Raw genomic sequence first — 22,127 nt, forward strand, 5'->3', positions numbered from 1 at the left:
TTTACTTCTTTTTATTCTCTATATCACTCTTATTGGTACATTTACTTCTATTTCAAAATTACCTTTTTCTATTAAATGATTCTTTATATATTTTATATATGTAGGTAGTATTGTTATTTCATATCCCTTATCTTTGATCCATTCATGATGAATATATCTTATTAGGTTAATTATATCTCCATATTCTCCACTATATTTAAAGACTGCACATAATGATTTTGGTATGATTAGTGTTGAAATTATATTCTTTAGTTTCATATTTTTTGGTATTGTTATTGCTGCTACGTAATTACAATGTTCTAAAGGTGTAATACTTGGGTTGTCATGATGCAAGCCTATCTCTTCATAATCTTGTATATTATTCTGAAAAGCTAAGGCTCTTAATCTTTCCCATGTATATTTTATATCTTTACTATAGCCTTTATGTCTTATATATGCGCAGTTTATTTCTTCTTTTACTTTTATAGTAGCTTCTATATTTAAGTCTTTAAAATATTTATTATCTATTATATTTTTTGAATACTCATTAAATGCTCCATTCTTCCATTGTGTAGGAGTGAAGTTAAATCTTTTTTTAAAGGCTTTTATAAATGATGAATGTGATGAATAACCACAAGAATTTGATATCTCTGTAATGGTTGAGTGTTCATTACTTATTAATAAATTTGCAGCTTTTTGTAATCTTATAGATGTGAGTATATTTGAAAAATTTTCTTTTGTTTCATCTTTAAATATTCTATGAAAATGAAATTTTGAGATATTATTTAAATTTGCTAACTCTTCTAAAGTAATATTTGTTTCGATGTACTTATATATATAATGCAAGCTTTTGTTTATAATATCGGCTCTTTGTTGTAGAGTTTCTTTTTTCATAATATATTATATCTAATAATTAGCAATATAAGACAAATAAAATGCAATATAAGATAAAGATATAAATAATATATTTTAATATAATTGTTAAAAAAGGGATTATGATGAAAAGGTCATATATAAGAGAAATATTAGATGCAACTGATGAGGATACAATCTCTTTTGCAGGAGGCCTTCCTGATAAAGAGTTATTTCCCTTAAATGAATTGTCAAAAGCTAGTAAAAAGGTATTTAAAAATGCTGATTGTTTACAATATTCAAAATCTCAAGGGATAGAAAGTCTAAGAGAAAAAATTGCATCAATTTATACTAATAAATTAGGGTTTAAGACTTCAAAAGAAGAAATATTAATTACTACAGGTAGTCAACAGGCTTTTGATATAATTTTAAAAAGTTTAAATTCTAATCAAATAATTGTTGAAAGTCCATCTTATATTGGTGCCTTAGGTGCATTTAAAATGTTAAATAAAGAAATAATAGATTTTAAAAAACTTAAAGAATTAGATAAACTAGTAAATAGTTCTAATATTTTATATGCTATTAGTGACTATCAAAATCCTTCTACTAATGTGTATAATAATAAAAAAAGAAAAAGTATTGCAAATATTTTAAGTGAAAATAATTCTACTTTAATAGAAGATGGTGCATATTGTTTTTTAAATTTTAAAAATAAAGTAAAAACTCCTATTTCAAAATTATATGCTAATTCTTATCATTTAGGTTCTTTTTCTAAAATTGTTGCTCCTGGACTTAGATTAGGTTGGATTAGAGCAAAAGCAGAAAATATTAATAAATTATTAGCTGCTAAAGAATCTTTAGATTTACATACTTCAACTTTTAACCAAATGTTATTAGATGAATATTTAGAAGAGAATGATTTATTTGAGCATATATCTAAAATTAATGATGCTTATAATAAAAAAATGAAATATATGGCTAAATGTTTTAAAAAATATATTCCTTCTTTTAAATTTAAAAAGCCAAAAGGTGGAATGTTTATTTATGGTTCTTTTGATGTTGATTCTATGTTATTAGCAAAAGAGGCATTAAAAGATAATATTGCATTTGTTCCTGCTGAAGTTTTTTATATAAATAAAAAATCTACTGAGGCTAGATTTAATTTTACAAATGAGAGTTATAAAAATATTGAATTAGGTATTAAAAAACTTGCATGTATTTTAGCTAAAACTCAAAAATGAGTTTTAGCCTGCTAAAGCTTTTTTAACATTATCATTTGCCATAGTAACATTCCATACTGGTTCCCATACTACTATAGCTTCTGCTTTTTGTACCTTTGGTAATTCTCTTAAAACTGCTTCTTCAACCCAATTTACAATCATTTGATGTAAAGGACAAGCTTTTGTTGAAAGAGTCATTGTTACTAGAACTACCATATCTTCATTACAAGTAGCATCATAAATTAATCCCATTTCTACAAGATTAAAACCTACTTCTGGATCGAGAACTGTTGAAACTGCTTTGAATATTTCTTCTTTTGTATACATTATTTAAACCTTATCATAAATAGTAAATTTTTTAACAAAAAAATTGAAGCAATAAAAATGAATGTTGCTCCAGCTTTAAAAATTTCATCTGACATAAATAGTAATCCCATTGCTGATACTACTACACCTATTGCTCCAAATGTAAATTGAAAATTTGCAGCTTTAACTGGAACCATATCTGCTAGCATTGGAACTTTTTGTTTTCCTACTAGGGGTGAAAATTTCTCAAACCAGACTAAGAAAGGAACAATCTTATATAAATGGCCTATTATTACATAAGCAATAAACCCACTAAAAAAAAGCCATGCAGATGTAAATAATAAAGGTTCATAATTTGTAAATATATAAAAGTATGTTAATGCTATTGATACTAAAAATGATATAAAAGAAAAAAACAAAGATATAACATATATGTCATTTTCTTTTCTTGCTCTTGTTTTATATATTAAATAAATTTGATAAAAGTATATAATTAAAGATACAATACTTAATAAATAAGCTATTTTGTCTATGATTTGAATACTAAATAATGCAGATATTATTACTAAACTTACTGATGTTGTCATAATTATAACTGCATTATTTAGAGGCTTTTGTGAAAAGTTATGTGATAATCCAAACATTGGCAATAAAACTAATGATAATGCCATTATAGTAATTACAATATAACCTAAAACCACAGAAAAGACATGTGCTTTTAATAATTCCTCAATATTTGCATTTAACTCTCCTGCATATGTTAATGCCATTACAATACCAATTATTACACCTATTAAAAGAAATAAGTTAGATACTAAAATACTTTTTACTACATTTGAAAAATTACTTACCTTTTTCATTGTTAAAAATATTTCTGCAAGAAATATAAACATTGATAAGAGTACTAGTATCCCACCATATGGTAATAACGAAGTGGATATTGTAAATCCAATTGCCATTAAAATTGTTCCAACTAAAAGTAATGGATATATTACATAATAAAACTCTACACTAAAATGTCCAACCTCTAAGGTTACAGGTATTAATTGTGCCATTGCTCCAAATATAATCATCATGACAAAACCCAATAAAAACATATGTGTCCATGAAAGTAAATTAGGACTATGAATACTTAGTTCACTAGGATTTATACTAAATAAATAAATAGTTGATATTAAATAAAATATTACTCCAATAATAAAATATGGAGCAATTAGTTTAAACGGTGGTGCAAAATCTTGTGTGATATTTATCATTTAGAGTTCTTTTAACCCGCACAAGTATTCTGTGAAAAGTCTGTTTGTGGTTTTGTATTATTTTTATACGTAAAAATAACACTATGTTTTCCATCTTCTATTTCTTGAATTTCATAATTATAATTTTGTTGAATTTTTGGGAATAATCCCATTGGAGGTTTATGGTTAATCATTATAAGTTTTGAATTTTCATCTAATAGTTGCAATCCAGCCATTGCATTTACCATAGGTTCAGGTGGTCCAACTTCTGATGTATCAAAATAATAGTTTGTTGTTCCATCTTGTATAAACGTGTAAAAATCAACAGTAGAACCTTCTATCTCAATTTTTTTAGCATCTTTTGGTAATAGTTGCATTTGTAACTCCTAAATTTTTGTATTTTTAATAGTAATATTTTTTGAGAAGATATACATTGACTACTATCAATAAAAATAAATAAATCTTATTTAATTATCAAGCTTATAGAATGTTTCAAAATAGATAAAAAATAAGCTTTGTTTATATTAATATTTACTTAAATTTATGTATACTCAGTGCTTGATTTTAAAATAAGGATAAATTGTGAACTTTTTTAAACTAAAAGAGCATAATACTACTGTTAAAACTGAGCTTTCTGCTGGTTTTACAACATTTTTAACAATGATGTATATTGTTCCTGTAAATGGTTTCATCTTAGCAGATGCAGGACTTCCCATGGATGCAGTTGTAACCGCAACAGCAATAATAACTATTTTAGCAACTCTTTTTTCAGGTCTTTGGTCTAATACTCCAATTGCAATGAGCGTTGGTATGGGACTGAATGCATATTTCTCTTATGGATTAGTATTAGGAATGAAAATACCTTGGGAAACAGCATTAGGTATCGTATTTTTATCAGGTATTTTATTTGTAATATTATCCTTAACAAATTTTAGAGTATGGATTATGACTTCTATTCCTATGAGTTTAAGGCGTGCTATTAGTGCCGGTATTGGTTCATTTATTGCTTTTATTGGTTTGAAACAAATGGGTATGATTACTGGAAGTGATGCTACCTTAGTTACATTAGGAGATTTTTCTAACTCGAATGTATTACTTGGAGTACTAGGTTTAATTTTAGCATTTTCTTTTTATGCATATAGAATTAAAGGTGCATTTATTCTATCAATTGCTATTACTTCAGTCATTGCATGGATTTTTGGATTAGGAGAATTACCAAAAGAAATTCTTTCAACACCTGCATCTATTAGTCCTATCTTTATGGAGCTTGATATTTTAAGTGCAATTAGTTTATCTTTATTACCAGTAATTATTACATTTTTAATTACTGATATGTTTGATACATTAGGTACATTAACAGGAGTAGGAACTCGTGCTAAATTATTCCAAGAGAATAATAAAGACGATAAATCATTACAAAAAACTTTAGAAGCAGATGCAATTGCTACAACTGCTGGTGCTTTGATTGGTGTTTCTACAACAACTGCATTTATTGAGAGTGCTTCAGGAGTTGAAGAGGGTGGACGTACAGGTTTAACTGCTGTATTTACTGCAATGTTCTTTGTAACTACATTATTTATGTTGCCATTATTTAAATCTATTCCTGCAAATGCAATTTATCCTGTACTTGTAGTTGTTGGTGTTCTAATGTTTACAGAACTTGGAAAAATTAATTTTGAAGATTCAGATTTAGCAACTAGTGCAGGGGCATTTTTAATTGTAATTTTAATGCCTTTAACTTTCTCTATTACAAATGGAATTGCTGCTGGGTTTTTAGTATATACTATTATTAAACTAGCAAAAAGAGAATTTAAAGATTTAAATTTAGGTATTTTAGTAATAACATTTATTAGTGCATTAGCATTTATTTTATAAGGAATAATTTTGGAAAAACTATATTATAGTTATGATTTATTTAAAGAAGATACTCAAAAGCTTGTAAATAGCTGTAGAGATTATGAGCCAGATGTTTTATTAGCAGTGGCTAGAGGTGGTTTAACATTAGCTCATTTAATGGCACAAGCAATGGATATGAGAAATTTATATACTTTAAATTCTGTTCATTATGAAGGTGAATTAAAATTAGATACTTTTAATGTATTTAATATTCCAGATGTTTCTCATGCAAAAAGAGTTTTAATTATCGATGATATAGTTGATTCTGGTGAAACAATGGAAGAAATTTTAAAGATACTAAAAGAAAAGTTTCCTAATGTTGAATTCAAACTAGCAACTTTATTTTATAAAAAAACTGCAGTATTACAACCTGATTATACTGTAAGAGAAGCTACACAATGGATTGATTTCTTCTGGGAAATTGACGTAAAATAAAAATATTTTAGAACTCATTTTGGGTTCTAAAAGTATATAAAATATTACTTTTATATATATAACCTCTACTTTTACCTTACTTTTACAAACTACTTTGTATAATTAACAAAAATTATTTGGACTATTAAATGACATTTATAGATTTTAAAAAATTACTTTTAGATGCGGAGCTTACTATTCCTAAGTTTACTGCGTTAATTAAAGTTAGTGAAAAGAATATTCAAGCGTATAAGAAAAAGAAGGAAGTTCCAAATACAATTGCTTCAATAGCAGCATGTTTTGCTCATATGAATAAACTTGGTATGGATTATAAAGCTTTAATTGATGATTTAGAATTGGTTAAAAAAGAGAAAAAAGGTGCTGGCTTTTCTAAAGATAAAAGTTTAAAAACTAAAGAAAAAGAAAAAACTAAAACAAGCTAATTTAAATAAAATATTTTGTTAACTTTTTTTTGATATACTTCGCAAAAAATTAAAATTTGGAAGTATTATGACACTTATTAAAAATAGTAAAAAATTCTTAGCAATTGCTTCATTTATGATGGCTCTTGCTATTGCTTTTGGTGCCTTTGGTGCACATGGATTAAAATCAATTTTAGATGATTCGATGATGAAAGTATATAATACTGGAGTTGAATATCACTTTTACAATACTCTTGGTCTTTTTATTGTTGCATTTTTGATTAACTTCTATCCAAACTCTAAAAAGATTCTTAGAAGTGCATGGCTTATTTTTATTGGAATGTGTATTTTTTCTTTTTCATTATACGCCTTAGCTATTTTATCTCTTCCTATTTTAGGTGCTATTACTCCTATTGGAGGAAGTTTGTTAATTATTGCATGGTTAATGACAACATATGCAATTTTAAAGGATTAAGTATATGACAGCAATGGCAAAGATTGAAGAAATAAGAGATTCTAGATGGTTTTCTAATTTAACCACATTTATTATTATTGGATATGCTTGTATTCTTGGATTTAAAACTCTAGATGAAGTTGAGACAAATTACAGTCTGTTTTTAAAATTTGCAGATTATTTTGTAACAATTTATTTTGTATTTGAATTAGCTATTAAAATGGTTGCAGAAAAGAGCATTAAAAACTTTTTCAAATCAGGCTGGAATATCTTTGATTTTATCATTGTTGTAATTACTCTTTTACCTTTAGAATCTTCAAGTTTTGCAGCAATTGCAAGGCTTATGAGAGTATTTAGAATTTTAAGATTATTTACTTCACGGCCTGAGTTAAAAGCAATAATTGATATGCTAATTAAAGCAATTCCTTCAATAATTGATATTGTAATTTTAATGTTTATAATTTTCTATATATATGCAATTATAGGAAGTTTTTTCTTTGTTGATTTACCCTCTGGTTTATGGAAAGATTTCTTAATCTCAATGCTTACATTATTTAGAGTTCTTACATTTGAAGACTGGACAGATGTAATGTATGAGGCAATGGAAGTTTACCCTTGGGCATGGGTTTATTTTGTTTCTTTTGTAATTATTGCTGCTTTTGTCTTTTTTAATCTTTTTATTGCAGTTATTATTGGAGAGATGCAAAAACTTCAAGAAGCCGAGATGAAAGATGAAATTCATGAGGATAGTTTAAAACTTGATACTTTACTTCAAGAGATAAAATTTTTAAGAGAAGAAGTAAAAGAGTTAAAGGATAAAGATAAATGAAAACTTTTAGTATATTAGGAACAGGCTGGTTAGGTTATACCTTAGCTTGTGAATTAAAAGATAAATATAAAGTAAAAGTTTCAATAAGAGATAAAAGTAAAAATGACAGATATAAAGAAGAAGGTTTATTCCCATTTTTTTTAAATGAAGAAAATCTTGATTCTTTAGATGATTTATTAGAGACTAATTATCTTTTTATAAATTTTCCTCCTTCTAAATTTAAAGATTATACAGGTTTTTTAAATATAATTTATTCACATAAAAAAATAAAAAATATTGAAAAAATTATATTTATTTCTTCAACTTCAATTTATCCTGATTTAGATTTAGTATTTAAAGAAGAGTTTGTTTTAAAAGATTCAAAATCGCCTAAAGTTTATGATGCAGAAATTCTTATAGAAAATAAAACAGATTTAATTTTTAGATGTTCTGGACTTATGGGATATAACAGAATCGCAGGTAAACGTTCAAGTTCTAAAGTAGTAAATGATAAAGATATAAAAGTAAATTATATACATAGAGATGATGTCATAGATGCAACACTTTTTGCAATAGAAAATGACTTAAATGGAACTTTTAATTTAAGTGTTGAGGAACATCCTACAAAAGAAGAAATATATTTGTTTAATTCAAAAAAACATGGTTTCGAAAAATCAATATTTAAAGATGAAAAAGGTTTAAAAAATAGAATAATAGATGGAAGTAAAATAGAAGAATCAGGATTTAAGTATAAATACTCAAACCCTTTTGATTTTATATAAGTTGTTTAGTTAGTATTAAAAGCTCTGTCTCCAGCATCACCTAAACCTGGTCTAATATAATTATTCTCATCTAATCTTTCATCAATTTGAGCAATATAAATATCAACATCCAGATGTGCTTCTTGTACTTTATTTACTCCATAAGGAGAACCTAAAACATTTAAACAAATAATTCTTTTTGGATTTTTTGTTTTTAAGTATTCTATTCCATCAATTAAAGAACCACCAGTTGCTACCATTGGATCTAATAATAAAACAGTTCTACCTTCTAAATTAGGAATATTTTCATAAAATAATTTACTTAATGAAGTCTCTTCATCTCTTTTCATAGCTAAGAATCCACTTTTTGCATAAGGTAATGTTTTTAAAATACCTGTAAGCATTGGTTCTCCTGCTCTTAAAATTGGAACAAGTACTAATTTTTGTACTTCGATCATTTCTACATCCAATGGCCCTTGCCATGTATTAATATTTTGACTTACTGTTTCAAAATCTGCTAAGGCTTCTGATGCAATTATTCTTGATATTTCTTCAATTGTTAGCCTAAATTCATTTGATGTTGTTCTAACATCTCTTAATCTGTTTACAAGATGTTTAACAACAACATTTGTGCTTTCTTTATACATAGTGATTCCTAATTATTGGTTTATAAGTCTAAAAATTATTTTAAGTTCTAAACCTTATATATTACTAAAAAATTGCTTATAAATTGTATATTAATTAAATCTTAATTAACTGATATTTAGATATCATTAAAAAATTTTTAAATTACAAGAGGTAATATGAAACCCACAGATTACAATTTTAGAGGAAAAGACTCTATTTTAGGACTACAATTTTTATTTGTAGCTTTTGGTGCACTTGTGCTTGTTCCAATTTTGACAGGATTAGATCCTAGTGTTGCATTATTTACAGCAGGTCTTGGAACTTTAGTTTTTCAATTTGTAAATAGAGGTGCGATTCCTCCAATCTTTTTAGCTTCTTCATTCGCTTTTATTGCTCCTATTTCTTATGGTGTTCAAACTTGGGGAATTGCTGCAACAATGTCTGGACTTGTAGCTGCTGGGTTATTATATGTAGTATTAAGTATGTTAATTAGACTAAAAGGTGATGGCTTTATTCATAAGTTATTACCAGCAGTTGTAGTTGGTCCTGTTATTATGTCAATTGGTTTAATTCTTTCACCAGTTGCTGTTAATTTGGCAATGGGTAAAACAGGTGATGGTTCAATTGTTTTAGTACCTTTTGAATCTGCAATTGTAATTTCAATGATTGCTTTATTTGTTACTGTATTTTTCTCATTATTAGGAAAAGGAATGTTTAAATTAATTCCTATTTTAGCTGGAATTTTAATTGGATATATTGTTGCTTTAATGTATGGAATTGTTGACTTTACTGCCGTTTCAAAAGCTACTTGGTTTGCAATGCCGAACTTTACAGCACCTGAGTTTAATTGGCAAGCAATTATCTTTATTTTACCAATTGCAATTGCTCCTGCAATTGAGCATATTGGTGATATGTTAGCAATTTCTAATGTTACAAAAGAAGATTACTTAAAGAAGCCAGGTTTAAAAAATACTTTATTAGGTGATGGTCTTGCTACTTCTGTTGCTGCACTATTTGGTGGTCCTCCTAATACTACTTATTCAGAAGTTACAGGTGCTGTTACTATTACAAAAGCATATAATCCTGCAATTATGACATGGGCAGCAATTTTTGCTATTGCATTAGCTTTTGTTGGAAAAATTGGTGGAGTTTTATCTACAATTCCTACACCTGTTATGGGCGGAATTATGTTGTTATTATTTGGAATTATTGCTACTTTAGGTATTTCTACACTTATTAAAGCGAAAACTGATTTTACTTGTCCTAGAAATATGATAATTGTTTCTATGATTTTAGTATTTTCAATAGGTGGTATGACATTTAATTTTGGTGGTGTACCATTTTCAGGAATTGGACTTGGTGCAATTGTTGGAATTTTATTAAATTTAGTGTTACCTCAAGCAACAAATAAATAGTTTTATAATTAGCTAGAAGAAAATTCTAGCTAATTTCTTTTTCTTCTTTACAAACTTTCTTTGCTATAATATTTATAAATATATAAAGCGATTTAAAAATGAATAAACTAACAATAAAAGTTAAATTAATTTTATTATTTACAATTATTAAAATAGTACCTTTGATAATCATTATGTATATTTCATACAAAGGTATAAAAAACTTAAATGAATATATGAATGATAGTACCACTTATTTATACAACCAAAGTAAAGAAATTATTTTAAATACGGCAAATAAATCAATAGATGATAGTATTAAGAATTTGAATAAAAAATCTCAACTTTCACTTGAACGATTAAGTATTGAAACTGCAAATAAAATATCAGAGTTTTTAAAACAAAGAGATGAAGATATTTTATTCTTATCACAAATACAACTTAATGATAAAATATTAGAAGAATTTTTTTATAACAAAAAAAAAGAGATTGTAGTCCATGATGATTATATCTATGATGAAAATAATAAAAAATGGATTTCTTCAAAACTTGATAAGAAGAATACAAATAAATACAAACCCAAAATACATGAAGATAATAAAAGAGAATTTAGCTACATAACTCCTTTAGATATTAAAACAAAATCTGTTCCTATTTATAAAGAGATATCTTTTTTTAATCTTGAGGGAAAAGAAGAAAATAAAGTTTCACTCATAAATGAAGAAAAATTAGATATATCAATAAAAAGTAATACATATATTAACTCTGAATCATATTTTGATGAAATAAAGCTTTTAAAAAAAGGTGAAATTTATGTATCAGATGTAATTGGTGAATATGTAGGAAGTAAAATAATTGGTACCTTTACACAAGAAAAAGCAAAAAAAATGAATATTCCTTTTATTGCTGAAAATTCTGCTTATGCTGGATTAGAAAATCCAAATGGAAAAAGATTTGAAGGTATAGTTAGATTTATTACTCCCGTTTTTAAAAATAAAATTAAAATTGGGTTTTTATCATTGGCACTAAACCATAGACATATAATGGAATTTACTGATAATTTAGATCCTATTGGAGTTTATCCTAAGTTAAAAATCTCTGACCCATCCAAAGGTGATTATGCTTTTATATGGGATTATAAAGGAAGAAATATTTCACATCCTAGAGATTATTTTATTGTAGGATTTGATAAAAAAACAGGAAAAAGAGTTCCTGTTTGGGTTAGTGAAGATACAAATAAAGAGTTTTTATCATCTGGTAAAAAAAGTTTAAATGAGTTTTTAAAAACTTATCCAACTTTTAAAGATCAAACATTAAAACAAAAAGCTAATTTATCTCAACTTGCTAAAGGTGAGATACCTTTAGATTGTAGATATTTAAATTTTGCACCACAATGTAATGGCTGGATGGAGTTAACAGAAGATGGAGGACATGGTTCTTTTATAATATATTGGAGTGGAGTTTTAAAACTTGTTACAGCAGCACCTATAAAATACAATACAGGGAAATATAAAAATTCAAAAAGAGGTTTTGGTTTTGTTACAATTGGTGCAACAATGGACCAATTCCATGCTGCTGCAAATAAAACAAAAAATAATATTGAAGATATATTAAAAGAGCAAAGTGATATTGTAAAAGATATTGTTGATGATAATAGATTTGAAATTAATTCTTATATTAATAGTATGCTTAAGGATTTAACTTTTGTTAGTTTACTTATGATTATTATTGTAATAATAATTGCATTATGGATGTCTTCATATATATCATCTAAAATTGAAAAACTTCTTCTTGGTACAAAGATGTTTGCTAATAATAAACTTGAATATAGAATTAAAGTTGATGCAGATGATGAAATTGGAAACCTAGAAAAATCTTTCAATGATATGGCCTCAAAGATTGACATCTTGGTAAAAGAAAAAAACGAATTAAATGAACATTTAGAAGAAAGTGTAAATAAAAAAACAAAAGAATTAATTGAAATTAACGAAGATTTAGAAGATAGAATAAAGAAAGTTGTTTTAAAGAATAGACAAAAGGATGCTCAATTAATTCAAAATAATAAAATGGCATCTATTGGTGAGATGATTTCAATGATTATTCATCAATGGAAGCAACCTTTAAATGCGATTAGTATGATTAACTCTTCGCAAGAATTAAGAGTATTATTAGGAACTAATAGTGATGAAGAGCTAAAAAAAGATAATGAATCAATAAAAAAACAAGTTGAGTTAATGTCTTCAACAATGGAAGACTTTAGAAATTTCTTTAAAAATAAAAATAAAAGTGAATATAAAGTATCGTCAATGATTAGAAAGTCTTTAACCTTAATTCAAAAGATTTATAACTATCAGGGAATATTTATAAATTATAAAGTAGAAGAAGGATTTGAAGAGGCAAAAACTTCAGGATATGAAAATGAAACTATTCAGGTTATGATTAATCTTTTAAATAATTCAAGAGATGCAATACTTATAAATAAAAGTGAAATAAAAACTATTGATGTAAATTGTAGCATTGAAAATGAGGATTTAGTTATAAGTATTCAAGATTATGCTGGTGGAATTGATGAAGAGATAAAAAATAATATTTTTGATGCATATTTTACTACAAAAGGCAATGAAGAGGGAACTGGATTAGGATTATATATGGTTAAAACAATTCTTGAAAAAGTAGATGCTACAATTACCTTGGAAAATAAAGATATGAAAGTTGATAATATTTTATATAAAGGTGTAAACTTTATAATCAAATTACCTATTCTCCACTGATCTTAATCTAATATTTTTACTTTAGATATAAAATTATTTATATTACATAATATTAATAAAAATTAAATTACTATTAAGATTAAATATATAATAATGATAATCTATATCAATAAAGAGGAAGAAAATGAATTATAGAATTGAAAAAGATACAATGGGCGAAATAAAAGTTTCTAATAATAAATATTGGCAAGCACAAACTCAAAGAAGCTTAGAAAATTTTCCAATTGGTGAAGAAAAGATGTCAAAGGAAATAATAGAAGGCTTTGCGTATTTAAAAAAAGCTTGTGCAATAGTAAATAATAAGTTAAATAAACTCTCTAGTGAAAAAACAGATGCTATTTGTTTAGCTTGTGATGAGGTGATAAAAGGGAGTTTAGATGATAACTTTCCTTTAGCTGTATGGCAAACAGGCTCAGGAACTCAAACAAATATGAATGTAAATGAAGTAATTGCATCAAGAGCTATAGAATTTTTAGGTAAAGATTTTAGAAAAGATAAATTAATTCATCCAAATGATGATGTAAATAAAGCTCAAAGCTCAAATGACACTTATCCTACAGCTATGAGAATAGCATTTGTTCTAGATATTCAAAGAAGATTAATTCCAGCGATAAATACTTTAAAAACTACTTTTGAGAAAAAAGAAAAAGAGTTTGAAAAAATAGTAAAAATAGGAAGAACTCATCTTCAAGATGCAACACCTTTAACATTAGGACAAGAAATATCAGCTTATGTTGAAATGTTAAATAAAGCTTTGATACAAATAAATGATGTTATGAAATATATTGTTGAATTAGCAATTGGAGGAACAGCTGTAGGGACTGGATTGAATTCACATCCAGATTTTTCACCTATGGTTTGTGATGTTTTAAATAAACTTACTAAAACACAATACGAGTTCAAATCTCATCCGAATAAATTTCATGCTTTAACTGCTCATGATGGAGAAGTTGTTTTGAGTGGAGTATTAAATGCACTTGCTTCAAATCTTATGAAAATTGCAAATGATATTAGATGGCTTTCAAGTGGTCCTAGATGTGGAATTGCTGAAATTAACATTCCCGAAAATGAACCTGGAAGTTCAATCATGCCTGGAAAAGTAAATCCTACTCAAAGCGAAGCTATGACTATGGTAGCTGTTCAAGTTATGGGAAATCATACAACAATAAGTATTGCAGCATCACAAGGAAATTTTGAACTAAATGTATTTAAACCTGTAATTGCTTTAAATATTTTACAATCAATTAGACTCTTAAGTGATACGATGCTTGCTTTTAATAATAATTGTGCGATTGGAATTGAAGCAAACTTAGTAAATATAAATAAATATCTAAATGATTCTTTGATGCTAGTTACTGCACTAAATCCATATATTGGGTATGAAAAAGCAGCACTTATTGCAAAAACTGCACATAAGAATGGAACAACACTAAAAGAAGAGACTATAAACCTAGGTATTTTGACAAAAGAAGAATTTGAATCTTATGTTAAACCAGAAGATATGATAGCAGCAAAAGCATAATTAATTTTAAAATAAGGATTTAGTTTATATGAAAGAGTTTGAAAAATACTTTTTGATTGGAAACTTTGAAGAAGGTTGGGGTATGGAATCTGCTGATTGTGAAGAACAACTATTTGAATATTGCCTTGAAGTTTTATTTATTCCAGATAATAAGATTGAGGAGTTAAATATGATTGGTAATGAACTTGAGGTGATTTTAAAAGATTTAGAAATAGAAGATGTGAATGATGATTGGTATGTAAATCTTCTTAAAAGCTCAAAATATAATTAAAAATATGAAGAAGAATCTAGTGATATGATTCTTCATATTTTCTCTAGATAGTAATGATAACAATTATCAGTTTTATCAAGATTTAAGATTTCCTTGGTTAATATCCCATTTACGTTTTGTTAATAATTAGTTAAATATAAATTATAAAAACGAATAAATTGATAAAAAATAAAATAGCCAGCCAAAATGTAGTGTTCTCCTAAATTAATAGTCAGCTAAATATTTTACAAGGAATAAAATGAAATTAAAAATTGCAAGTTCAGTAGCAATATTACTACTGGCTCAAAATTCATTAACTGCGAATGAGACTACTTCTTTAGAAGATATTACAGTGAGCACTGCTTCTGGATATGAACAAAAACTAGCAGACGCGCCTGCTAGTATTTCTGTTGTATCAAAAGCTGATTTACAAAAAAAACCATATACAAATTTACTTGATGCTGTAAGAGATATTGAAGGTGTTGATATTGGTGAAACTAGAGATAAGTCAGGGCAAGGTGGTATTAGTATAAGAGGAATGGGTTCTGATTATACACTTATTATGGTTGATGGGAAAAAGCAAAATAATAATGGTGATATTTACCCAAATAGTTTTGGTGGATTTCAAAGTGCAAACTTACCACCACTTGAAATGATTGAAAGAATTGAAATAATCAGAGGCCCAATGTCTACACTTTATGGTGCAGATGCTATGGGTGGAGTTGTAAATATTATTACAAAAAAAATATCTAAAAAATGGACAGGTTCCTTTACTCATAGTAAAACATTACAAAGTCAAAGTGAATTTGGAAATGATTCTACAAGTGATATTTCTTTAATGGGACCACTTATCGAAGATAAATTAGGCTTAAGTTTAAGAGGAAGTTATTACGATAAAGAGGAGTCAAATCCTGTAGATGAAGATAGTGGTTTTGGTGGTGCTGGGCAAACTATGGATAACCAAAACTGGTCTTTTGGTACAGGATTGACATTTACTCCTAATGATAATCATACTATTAGAGTTGACTATGATATTTCAAAACAAAAATATGATAATAGCGAAGGTCAAGTAGGAACAATTGATTCATATGATACTATTTTTGATTCTCAAAGAGTTGGATATGCCCAAACTCAAAGAATGGAAAGAGAACAGTTCTCTATTGCTTATGAAGCAGATTGGGATTTAGGAAAAAGTACTATAGGGGCTCATCATATTACTTCTAACAATTTTGGAAGAAGTTTACCTTTAAATGCATCTCAAAGAAAATTTATTGCAGATAATACAAATGGAAATGGTGAAAACTGGGCAAGTGTAGATGAAGCACTATTAAATTCAGAATTTGCTGCTTTAATGCCAAGATCTACAAGAACATTAAAATCTCAAAATACTACGTATGATGCAAAATTTGAAATGCCAATAGAAGATCATTTTGTAGTTGTTGGTGCTCAATATGTTCAAGGTGAGGTTGAAGATGGTGTATTTGGAATGACAGCTGATAGTACAACAGAATCTGGAATAACAAGTGATTATAATCAATGGGCATTATTTGCAGAAGATACTTGGATGATTACTGATAAATTTACCTTTACTACTGGTCTTAGATACGATAATCATGATTCGTTTGGAGGTAATATTAGTCCAAGAGCTTATGCAATCTATGATTTAAATGATAGTTGGACATTTAAAGGTGGAATTTCAACAGGTTATAAAACACCTAAAACAACTGATTTATATGATGGAGTTACAGGTTTTGGTGGGCAAGGTACTAGACCATGGTTTGGAAATCCTGATTTAAAACCAGAAAAGAGTTTAAGTAAAGAAATTGCTGCATATTATTCTCATGAAGATGGACATAATTTTAATATAACATTATTTCAAAATGATTTTAAAGATAAAATTGAAAGAAGTACTACAAATGTAGATGTTCCTGCTGAATGGGATGGATTTGGTGTAATAGCTGGTCAAAATCAAAATATTGGTGATGCAACAATTGAAGGTATTGAAATTGCAGGTAAATATAATATTACTAATGCACTTGCAATTAAAGCAAACTATACTTATACAGATTCAAAACGAGATGATACTGGTGAGCCTTTAGGTTCTAGTGCAGAGCATTTATATAATGTAACTCTTGCATGGGAAGTTAATCCTAAGTTAAATACATTTATTAAAATGTCTGGAGAAAAAGGTAGATGGAGAGGATCAGATGATGATGAATCTATAAAATATTATGAAGATTTCCAAATGTTTAATTTAGGTGGTTCTTATAAATTATCTAATAATGTAACATTTAATGGTGCTATTAATAATTTACTTGATAAAGATTTTACAGGGACTTCATATTCAGATTATGAAGGAGAGAATATTGATGATTATAACTTAGCTCAAAAAAGAAGAGAATTCTGGTTAAGTATGAATGTTACATTCTAAAATAATTAAGATTTAAATATACAAAAAGCCACTTAAGTTAAATTAACTAAGTGGCTTTTTATTAGCTTCCTTTTATTTTTTCATGATGTTTTGCATATATTAACCAATTATCTAGTAAAATTTATAAATAAATTAAAAAAGGAAAAAAATGGCTAAAAGTAAAGAACATCAATTTGATATTTCAGCAAAACTAGATATGCAAGAGATGAAAAATGCAGTAGTTCAAGCTCAAAAAGAGATAGATAATAGATATGATTTTAAAGGTATTGATAAAGACATAGATTTAAATCAAGGTGCAAAAACTTTAATCTTAACTAGTGCAAGTGACAATAAAATTGATGCAATGAAAGATGTACTTATTTCTAAAATGAATAAAAGAGAAATTTCTATTAACTCTTTAGAAGAAACTAAATCTGAAGATTCAAGTGGTGGAAATAGAAAATTTACTTATAAAATTATTGATAGTATTGAAAAAGATGAAGCTAAGATTATTCAAACTGAGATCAAAAGTTTAAAATTAAAAGTAAGTGCTGTTAATCAAGGTGATGAGATTAGAGTAAGTGGAAAGAATATAGATGACTTACAAACAATTATGACACATCTTAAATCATTAGATTTAAAAGCTCCATTAGTATTTGATAACTTTAGATAATACTTTTAAATATACTTAAAAATATACTTCAATTTTTTGAGGTATATTTTTCTATTAATTCTATACACACTTCATAAACAAAATTATAATATAATCTTTTTATTATAAATAGGAATGTATTATGAGAGTTTTATTATTAGAAGATGACAATTTATTAAGTGATTTATTAAATGATCACTTACTTGACAAAGGTTATGATGTAACTTTATGTTTAAATGGACAAGATGCTTTAGAGTATTTAATAGACGAAAAGTTTGATTTTGCTTTATTAGACATAAATACTCCAATAATGTCAGGACTAGAAGTTCTTAAAACAATAAGAGAAGAATATAAAAATAAAACTCCTGTAATAATACTTACTGCATATCAAGATACAAAGCATTTAAAAGACTCTTTTGAAAATGGCGTTGATGATTATATTAAGAAGCCTTTTGATTTAGAAGAGTTAGATCAAAGAATATTAAGGCTTTGTAGACAGTTTTCAATAGAACAAAATACTAAAATAGAAATTTCATCAAATATATTGTTTGATCCAGAATCTTGTAAAATAAGCACAGAAAATAGAAATATAAGTATTGCACAAAAAGAAAGAGATATTTTAAAATATTTTTGTACACATAGAAGTAGAGTAATTTCAAGTGAAGAGCTACTTCAAAATATCTGGGCATATGAAGAGATGCCAACTGATGCAACAATAAGAGTTTATATTAAAAACTTACGAGAGATTATAGGGAAAGAAAAGATTACAACAATACGTGGAATAGGATATAAATTTGAATAAAAATGAAAGAAAAGCTTTATTTAGTTTTTTATCAATTTATGTAGGTTCTACTGTTCTACTTATGTCGGTATTACTTTATATTTATTATAATGATGAATTAAAATCCGTTGCAGATTCTTGTAGTATGGAAATGAATAATGCTACTATGCAAATAAAAGCAGATATATTAAATTCATATATGAAGCATAAAGAATATGTACCAAAAAAATTAGAAAATGCTGATATTAAATATGCTTTATATGATAAAAATCAAAAAGTAATTTATTCTGATTTATTGGAATCTCAATCTGTAGATTTTACAAAAAACATGTATGAAAGTTCTTCTTTTGAGTTTTATATAACTAAATTAGAAGAAGAAACAATACCTATTAAATACATTGCTGTTGAAACTTGTATTGGCATAGATAATCGAAATAATTTAAAAATATATGTAGTTGTTAAATTAATATTAAGTGCTATATTTATTGGATTTATTGGTTTTTTACTTTCAAAAATCTTATTAAAACCAGTACGAGAAAAAATTGATCATATGGATAAGTTTATAAAAGATTCTGCACATGAGTTAAATACACCAATTACTGTACTTATGACATCAACTTCAATGCTAAAAAAAGGAAAAAACCCAGAAAAAATGATGAGGTATATTCTTAGTAGTACTAAGCAAATATCACAAATTTATAATGATATTCATTTCTCTGCTTTTAATGAAATAAATGATGATGTTTATGAAGAGTTTAACTTAAAAGATTTAGTAAAAGATAGTGTAGAGTATTTTAATGATATTTCAATTACAAAACAAATTGTAATAAATGATGATTTAGATGATTGTTATATTTTAATGGATAGGACTAAAACACAAAAAGTTGTAAATAATTTAATATCTAATGCAATTAAATATAGTGATAATAACTCAATTGTTAATGTGTCAATAAAAGACACAATATTAAGTGTAGAAGATTTTGGTATAGGAATTAGTAAGAAGGAACAAAAAGAGATATTTAAAAGATATAAAAGAGGAACAAATATTGAAGGTGGCTTTGGAATAGGTCTTGATATTGTAAAAAGAATATCAGAAGAATATGATCTAAAATTAGATTTAAAATCAGAAATAGGTGTTGGATCAACTTTTTATATTGATTTTTGTACAATTATTAATGGTTCAATATGTAATTTAACAGGTGAAAAAAAATAATATGAATAATATAATAAAAGATTTTAAAACAGGTGAACTAACAGATACAAAATTTGTACATCCAGTTAGTATCACTTACAATCAAAATGGTAAAAAAAAATCATGGGAAGCAGTTAAGAGTTTTGACTCAGTTGCTATTTTACTTTATCATAAAGATAAAGATGCTTTTTTACTTGTAAAACAATTTCGTGCTCCGGTTTATTTAAATGATGAAAATCACTTATGTACTTATGAATTATGTGCAGGTATTGTTGATAAAGAAGTTTCCTTGGAACAAATTGCAAAAGAAGAAATTGATGAAGAGTGTGGTTATGAAGTACCTTTAAAATCAATTGAAAAAATTACATCATTTTATACTAATGTTGGAGTAAGTGGAGGATGTCAAAGTTTGTATTTTGCTAATATTGATGAATCTATGAAAATTCATAAAGGTGGTGGAGTTAATGACGAAGAAATAGATTTAATGTTTTTACCTATTTCACAAATTGATGAGTTTATTTTTGATGAAAGTAAAGCCAAAACACCTGGATTGATGTTTTCTTTTTATTGGTTTATGAAAAAGAAAAGGGTAGAACAATAATGAAAATAAAAAGCTCTCTTTTATTTATCTCTTTTCTCTTATTTCTATCTGTAAATTTAATAGCTGATGATAAAAAATTGATAAAAGTTAATAATTCATTTATTACAAAATTTGAATATGGGGAAATGCTTTATAATAATCCTAGAGGAATAGGCTGTAATACTTGTCATGGAAGTGATGCAAAGGGAAAAGATATTGTATCTTTTACCCATGTTTATGATAAAAAGAAGTATAACTGCGTTTTAAGTGTACCAAATATTAAATCTTCTAGTTATGATATCTTCTTCAACAAAGTAAATTCAAAAAAGAACCCAAAGAAAAAGTTTAAAAAAGAACAAGTTTGTGAAAAGTTAATTTATAAGTCAAATATTATGCCTACATATTTCTTAGTTGAAGAAGAAATAGATGCAATCTATTATTATATAAAGAATTTAAAATAGATATAGTTTTATCTTGAAAAAGCTATACCTATCCCTATCTTATGAGTTTCTCTATCATAGTCAATTAAACTTTCTCCATAACCTGAAAATATTTGTAAAAAACCATAAGAGTTTGGAGTTGAGAAAAATTCAGGTAAAGGGAAAGTCCAATTTAACTCTGCTGCACCTTTATTTTGTGAATTAAATCTAATATTATTTCTAAGCATTAATTCAAAAGTATGTTTTTTATATGGATAAAGAAGTGTTAAATCTCCATATCCATAATATTCGTAAATATCAGGATTATCATCGTCATTTCTTTTTTCAGGAATTCTATACCAAATTCTTGGAATCACGAATAAATTAGAAAACTGCAAATAACTTTCCAAATATAATCTATTCCAAGATCTTGATTTAGCTTCGTTTCTTCCATTTGATTCATGTAATAAAGAGACTTTAAACCCTTTAATTGTTTCACTATTGTTATAAGGAAATTGAAGAAAAACTTCTGGCATATAATTTGTTTCTCTAAAAGGTGAAGAATCAGAACCTGTTTGCCAAAAAGATTTTTGAGTATAGGCTGCTGAAAAAGATTCATTTAAACCAAAAAAATTATATGCAATAGGTTTTTCAATACTGAATTGAAAAATTGTTTCAAAAGGATTTCTATTTTCATCTTTGTTTAAATCATAACTAGCGGGTAGTAAATAGTTTTTTTTATATGGATATAATCCAAAATCTCCAGTAATCATTTGCTCTAAATTAGAGTTTGTCTCTTTATCTTTTGTTTTATTTATGTAGTTTTGATAAAAGTCTCGTTTCATTTTTGTAAAAGATTGTACCTCATGACTTTGTTTTGAAGTTTCATTTTGATTTTTTGACAAATCTAAAATATATTTATCTTCTTTTGTAATATTTAAATTAACAGCTTTTTTATATAGAATCATGGCATTTTTAAAATTACCTAACTTTTCTTGTTCTTCTGCTTGTTTATATAAATTTGTAAAATTTTCTTCTGCTTTTAATGATATTAGAGTAAATAAAAAGATTAAAATATATTTCATTATGTATTCCCTTAAAATAAAAACATAGTTTATAACATTTTTTGTTTTAATATACTTTGTATAAAAGTTTTTCATGGTATAATCGCCTAAAATTAAG

23 protein-coding genes are annotated in these 22,127 nt (G+C 26.4%); 17 read left to right on the forward strand and 6 right to left on the reverse strand.

Features of this window, described 5'->3' with window-relative positions:
* Positions 1-18: 18 nt before the first annotated feature.
* Positions 19-873, reverse strand: a complete 855-nt coding sequence (locus tag KO488_RS03170; protein ID WP_216057344.1) for an AraC family transcriptional regulator — start codon at positions 871-873, stop codon at positions 19-21.
* A gap of 104 nt (positions 874-977) precedes the next feature.
* On the opposite strand from KO488_RS03170, the gene KO488_RS03175 reads away from it, so the two are divergent.
* Positions 978-2,072 (forward strand): PLP-dependent aminotransferase family protein, encoded by a 1,095-nt coding sequence (locus KO488_RS03175; protein ID WP_216057345.1) that lies wholly within the window; start codon positions 978-980, stop codon positions 2,070-2,072.
* 3 nt (positions 2,073-2,075) lie between these two features.
* Here the strand turns inward: KO488_RS03175 and KO488_RS03180 are convergent, their stop codons facing one another.
* From KO488_RS03180 to KO488_RS03190, 3 genes are read right to left on the reverse strand one after another with little or no spacing between them, the layout of a single operon-like run.
* On the reverse strand, positions 2,076-2,378 hold the full coding sequence (locus tag KO488_RS03180; protein WP_216057346.1) for a metal-sulfur cluster assembly factor: 303 nt from the start codon (positions 2,376-2,378) through the stop codon (positions 2,076-2,078).
* The gene (locus KO488_RS03185) at positions 2,378-3,613 is read right to left on the reverse strand and encodes a hypothetical protein (protein ID WP_216057347.1); all 1,236 of its coding nucleotides are present in this window, start codon (positions 3,611-3,613) and stop codon (positions 2,378-2,380) included. The genes KO488_RS03180 and KO488_RS03185 overlap by 1 nt, the downstream gene beginning before the upstream one ends.
* 11 nt (positions 3,614-3,624) lie before the next feature.
* Positions 3,625-3,969, reverse strand: coding sequence for a hypothetical protein (locus KO488_RS03190; RefSeq protein ID WP_216057348.1), 345 nt, complete (start codon positions 3,967-3,969; stop codon positions 3,625-3,627).
* Between the two features lie 205 nt (positions 3,970-4,174).
* Between KO488_RS03190 and KO488_RS03195 the strand changes: the two genes are divergently transcribed.
* The 6 genes from KO488_RS03195 (at position 4,175) to KO488_RS03220 (ending at position 8,368) form a co-directional block, all read left to right on the forward strand.
* Positions 4,175-5,467, forward strand: a complete 1,293-nt coding sequence (locus KO488_RS03195; RefSeq protein WP_216057349.1) for an NCS2 family permease — start codon at positions 4,175-4,177, stop codon at positions 5,465-5,467.
* A 9-nt stretch (positions 5,468-5,476) separates the two neighbouring features.
* Positions 5,477-5,923, forward strand: coding sequence for a phosphoribosyltransferase (locus KO488_RS03200; RefSeq protein ID WP_216057350.1), 447 nt, complete (start codon positions 5,477-5,479; stop codon positions 5,921-5,923).
* Between the two features lie 128 nt (positions 5,924-6,051).
* A complete protein-coding gene (locus KO488_RS03205) occupies positions 6,052-6,345 on the forward strand; it encodes a hypothetical protein (RefSeq protein ID WP_216057351.1) in 294 nt (97 codons plus the stop codon).
* Positions 6,346-6,412: 67 nt separating this feature from the next.
* Positions 6,413-6,799, forward strand: coding sequence for a DUF423 domain-containing protein (locus KO488_RS03210; RefSeq protein WP_216057352.1), 387 nt, complete (start codon positions 6,413-6,415; stop codon positions 6,797-6,799).
* Between the two features lie 4 nt (positions 6,800-6,803).
* Positions 6,804-7,607, forward strand: coding sequence for an ion transporter (locus tag KO488_RS03215; RefSeq protein WP_216057353.1), 804 nt, complete (start codon positions 6,804-6,806; stop codon positions 7,605-7,607).
* Complete coding sequence (locus KO488_RS03220; protein ID WP_216057354.1) at positions 7,604-8,368, forward strand: hypothetical protein; 765 nt, start codon at positions 7,604-7,606, stop codon at positions 8,366-8,368. Before KO488_RS03215 ends, KO488_RS03220 begins: the two co-directional genes overlap by 4 nt.
* A gap of 5 nt (positions 8,369-8,373) precedes the next feature.
* On the opposite strand, the gene upp is transcribed toward KO488_RS03220, so the two are convergent.
* The gene (upp, locus tag KO488_RS03225) at positions 8,374-8,994 is read right to left on the reverse strand and encodes a uracil phosphoribosyltransferase (protein WP_216057355.1); all 621 of its coding nucleotides are present in this window, start codon (positions 8,992-8,994) and stop codon (positions 8,374-8,376) included.
* Between the two features lie 156 nt (positions 8,995-9,150).
* Here upp and KO488_RS03230 point away from each other — a divergent pair, with 156 nt between their 5' ends.
* The 10 genes from KO488_RS03230 to KO488_RS03275 all read left to right on the forward strand — a co-directional run bounded on the left by KO488_RS03230 (position 9,151) and on the right by KO488_RS03275 (position 20,987).
* Positions 9,151-10,389 (forward strand): uracil-xanthine permease family protein, encoded by a 1,239-nt coding sequence (locus KO488_RS03230; RefSeq protein ID WP_216057356.1) that lies wholly within the window; start codon positions 9,151-9,153, stop codon positions 10,387-10,389.
* A gap of 98 nt (positions 10,390-10,487) precedes the next feature.
* Positions 10,488-13,139, forward strand: coding sequence for an ATP-binding protein (locus KO488_RS03235; RefSeq protein ID WP_216057357.1), 2,652 nt, complete (start codon positions 10,488-10,490; stop codon positions 13,137-13,139).
* Positions 13,140-13,263: 124 nt separating this feature from the next.
* Positions 13,264-14,661, forward strand: coding sequence for a class II fumarate hydratase (gene fumC / locus KO488_RS03240; protein WP_216057358.1), 1,398 nt, complete (start codon positions 13,264-13,266; stop codon positions 14,659-14,661).
* A 28-nt stretch (positions 14,662-14,689) separates the two neighbouring features.
* Positions 14,690-14,932: a hypothetical protein gene (locus KO488_RS03245; RefSeq protein ID WP_216057359.1), complete on the forward strand. Its 243-nt coding sequence runs from the start codon at positions 14,690-14,692 to the stop codon at positions 14,930-14,932.
* 238 nt (positions 14,933-15,170) lie between these two features.
* Entirely contained in the window at positions 15,171-17,342 is a 2,172-nt protein-coding gene (locus tag KO488_RS03250) for a TonB-dependent receptor domain-containing protein (protein ID WP_216057360.1), read from the forward strand.
* A 148-nt stretch (positions 17,343-17,490) separates the two neighbouring features.
* Positions 17,491-17,994, forward strand: coding sequence for a YajQ family cyclic di-GMP-binding protein (locus tag KO488_RS03255; protein WP_216057361.1), 504 nt, complete (start codon positions 17,491-17,493; stop codon positions 17,992-17,994).
* A 121-nt stretch (positions 17,995-18,115) separates the two neighbouring features.
* Entirely contained in the window at positions 18,116-18,775 is a 660-nt protein-coding gene (locus KO488_RS03260) for a response regulator transcription factor (RefSeq protein WP_216057362.1), read from the forward strand.
* The gene (locus KO488_RS03265; RefSeq protein WP_216057363.1) at positions 18,768-19,967 is read left to right on the forward strand and encodes a sensor histidine kinase; all 1,200 of its coding nucleotides are present in this window, start codon (positions 18,768-18,770) and stop codon (positions 19,965-19,967) included. The genes KO488_RS03260 and KO488_RS03265 overlap by 8 nt, the downstream gene beginning before the upstream one ends.
* A gap of 1 nt (position 19,968) precedes the next feature.
* Positions 19,969-20,547: an NUDIX domain-containing protein gene (locus KO488_RS03270; protein ID WP_216057364.1), complete on the forward strand. Its 579-nt coding sequence runs from the start codon at positions 19,969-19,971 to the stop codon at positions 20,545-20,547.
* Positions 20,547-20,987: a c-type cytochrome gene (locus KO488_RS03275; protein ID WP_216057365.1), complete on the forward strand. Its 441-nt coding sequence runs from the start codon at positions 20,547-20,549 to the stop codon at positions 20,985-20,987. Before KO488_RS03270 ends, KO488_RS03275 begins: the two co-directional genes overlap by 1 nt.
* A gap of 8 nt (positions 20,988-20,995) precedes the next feature.
* Here KO488_RS03275 and KO488_RS03280 read toward each other — a convergent pair whose 3' ends face one another.
* Positions 20,996-22,030 (reverse strand): phospholipase A, encoded by a 1,035-nt coding sequence (locus KO488_RS03280; RefSeq protein WP_216057366.1) that lies wholly within the window; start codon positions 22,028-22,030, stop codon positions 20,996-20,998.
* Between the last annotated feature and the right edge of the window lie 97 nt (positions 22,031-22,127).

The organism is Poseidonibacter lekithochrous (genome assembly GCF_018861145.1).
Lineage (GTDB): Bacteria > Campylobacterota > Campylobacteria > Campylobacterales > Arcobacteraceae > Poseidonibacter > Poseidonibacter lekithochrous_A.

Excerpts from the sequence above, each read along its gene's own strand:
- KO488_RS03275 (WP_216057365.1), top strand. The coding sequence starts at position 20,547 with ATGAAAATAAAAAGCTCTCTTTTATTTATCTCTTTTCTCTTATTTCTA.
- KO488_RS03170 (WP_216057344.1), bottom strand. The coding sequence starts at position 873 with ATGAAAAAAGAAACTCTACAACAAAGAGCCGATATTATAAACAAAAGC.
- KO488_RS03250 (WP_216057360.1), top strand. The coding sequence starts at position 15,171 with ATGAAATTAAAAATTGCAAGTTCAGTAGCAATATTACTACTGGCTCAA.
- upp (WP_216057355.1), bottom strand. The coding sequence starts at position 8,994 with ATGTATAAAGAAAGCACAAATGTTGTTGTTAAACATCTTGTAAACAGA.
- KO488_RS03210 (WP_216057352.1), top strand. The coding sequence starts at position 6,413 with ATGACACTTATTAAAAATAGTAAAAAATTCTTAGCAATTGCTTCATTT.
- KO488_RS03185 (WP_216057347.1), bottom strand. The coding sequence starts at position 3,613 with ATGATAAATATCACACAAGATTTTGCACCACCGTTTAAACTAATTGCT.
- KO488_RS03220 (WP_216057354.1), top strand. The coding sequence starts at position 7,604 with ATGAAAACTTTTAGTATATTAGGAACAGGCTGGTTAGGTTATACCTTA.
- KO488_RS03270 (WP_216057364.1), top strand. The coding sequence starts at position 19,969 with ATGAATAATATAATAAAAGATTTTAAAACAGGTGAACTAACAGATACA.
- KO488_RS03260 (WP_216057362.1), top strand. The coding sequence starts at position 18,116 with ATGAGAGTTTTATTATTAGAAGATGACAATTTATTAAGTGATTTATTA.
- fumC (WP_216057358.1), top strand. The coding sequence starts at position 13,264 with ATGAATTATAGAATTGAAAAAGATACAATGGGCGAAATAAAAGTTTCT.
- KO488_RS03215 (WP_216057353.1), top strand. The coding sequence starts at position 6,804 with ATGACAGCAATGGCAAAGATTGAAGAAATAAGAGATTCTAGATGGTTT.
- KO488_RS03245 (WP_216057359.1), top strand. The coding sequence starts at position 14,690 with ATGAAAGAGTTTGAAAAATACTTTTTGATTGGAAACTTTGAAGAAGGT.
- KO488_RS03180 (WP_216057346.1), bottom strand. The coding sequence starts at position 2,378 with ATGTATACAAAAGAAGAAATATTCAAAGCAGTTTCAACAGTTCTCGAT.
- KO488_RS03190 (WP_216057348.1), bottom strand. The coding sequence starts at position 3,969 with ATGCAACTATTACCAAAAGATGCTAAAAAAATTGAGATAGAAGGTTCT.
- KO488_RS03280 (WP_216057366.1), bottom strand. The coding sequence starts at position 22,030 with ATGAAATATATTTTAATCTTTTTATTTACTCTAATATCATTAAAAGCA.
- KO488_RS03230 (WP_216057356.1), top strand. The coding sequence starts at position 9,151 with ATGAAACCCACAGATTACAATTTTAGAGGAAAAGACTCTATTTTAGGA.
- KO488_RS03255 (WP_216057361.1), top strand. The coding sequence starts at position 17,491 with ATGGCTAAAAGTAAAGAACATCAATTTGATATTTCAGCAAAACTAGAT.
- KO488_RS03235 (WP_216057357.1), top strand. The coding sequence starts at position 10,488 with ATGAATAAACTAACAATAAAAGTTAAATTAATTTTATTATTTACAATT.
- KO488_RS03205 (WP_216057351.1), top strand. The coding sequence starts at position 6,052 with ATGACATTTATAGATTTTAAAAAATTACTTTTAGATGCGGAGCTTACT.
- KO488_RS03175 (WP_216057345.1), top strand. The coding sequence starts at position 978 with ATGAAAAGGTCATATATAAGAGAAATATTAGATGCAACTGATGAGGAT.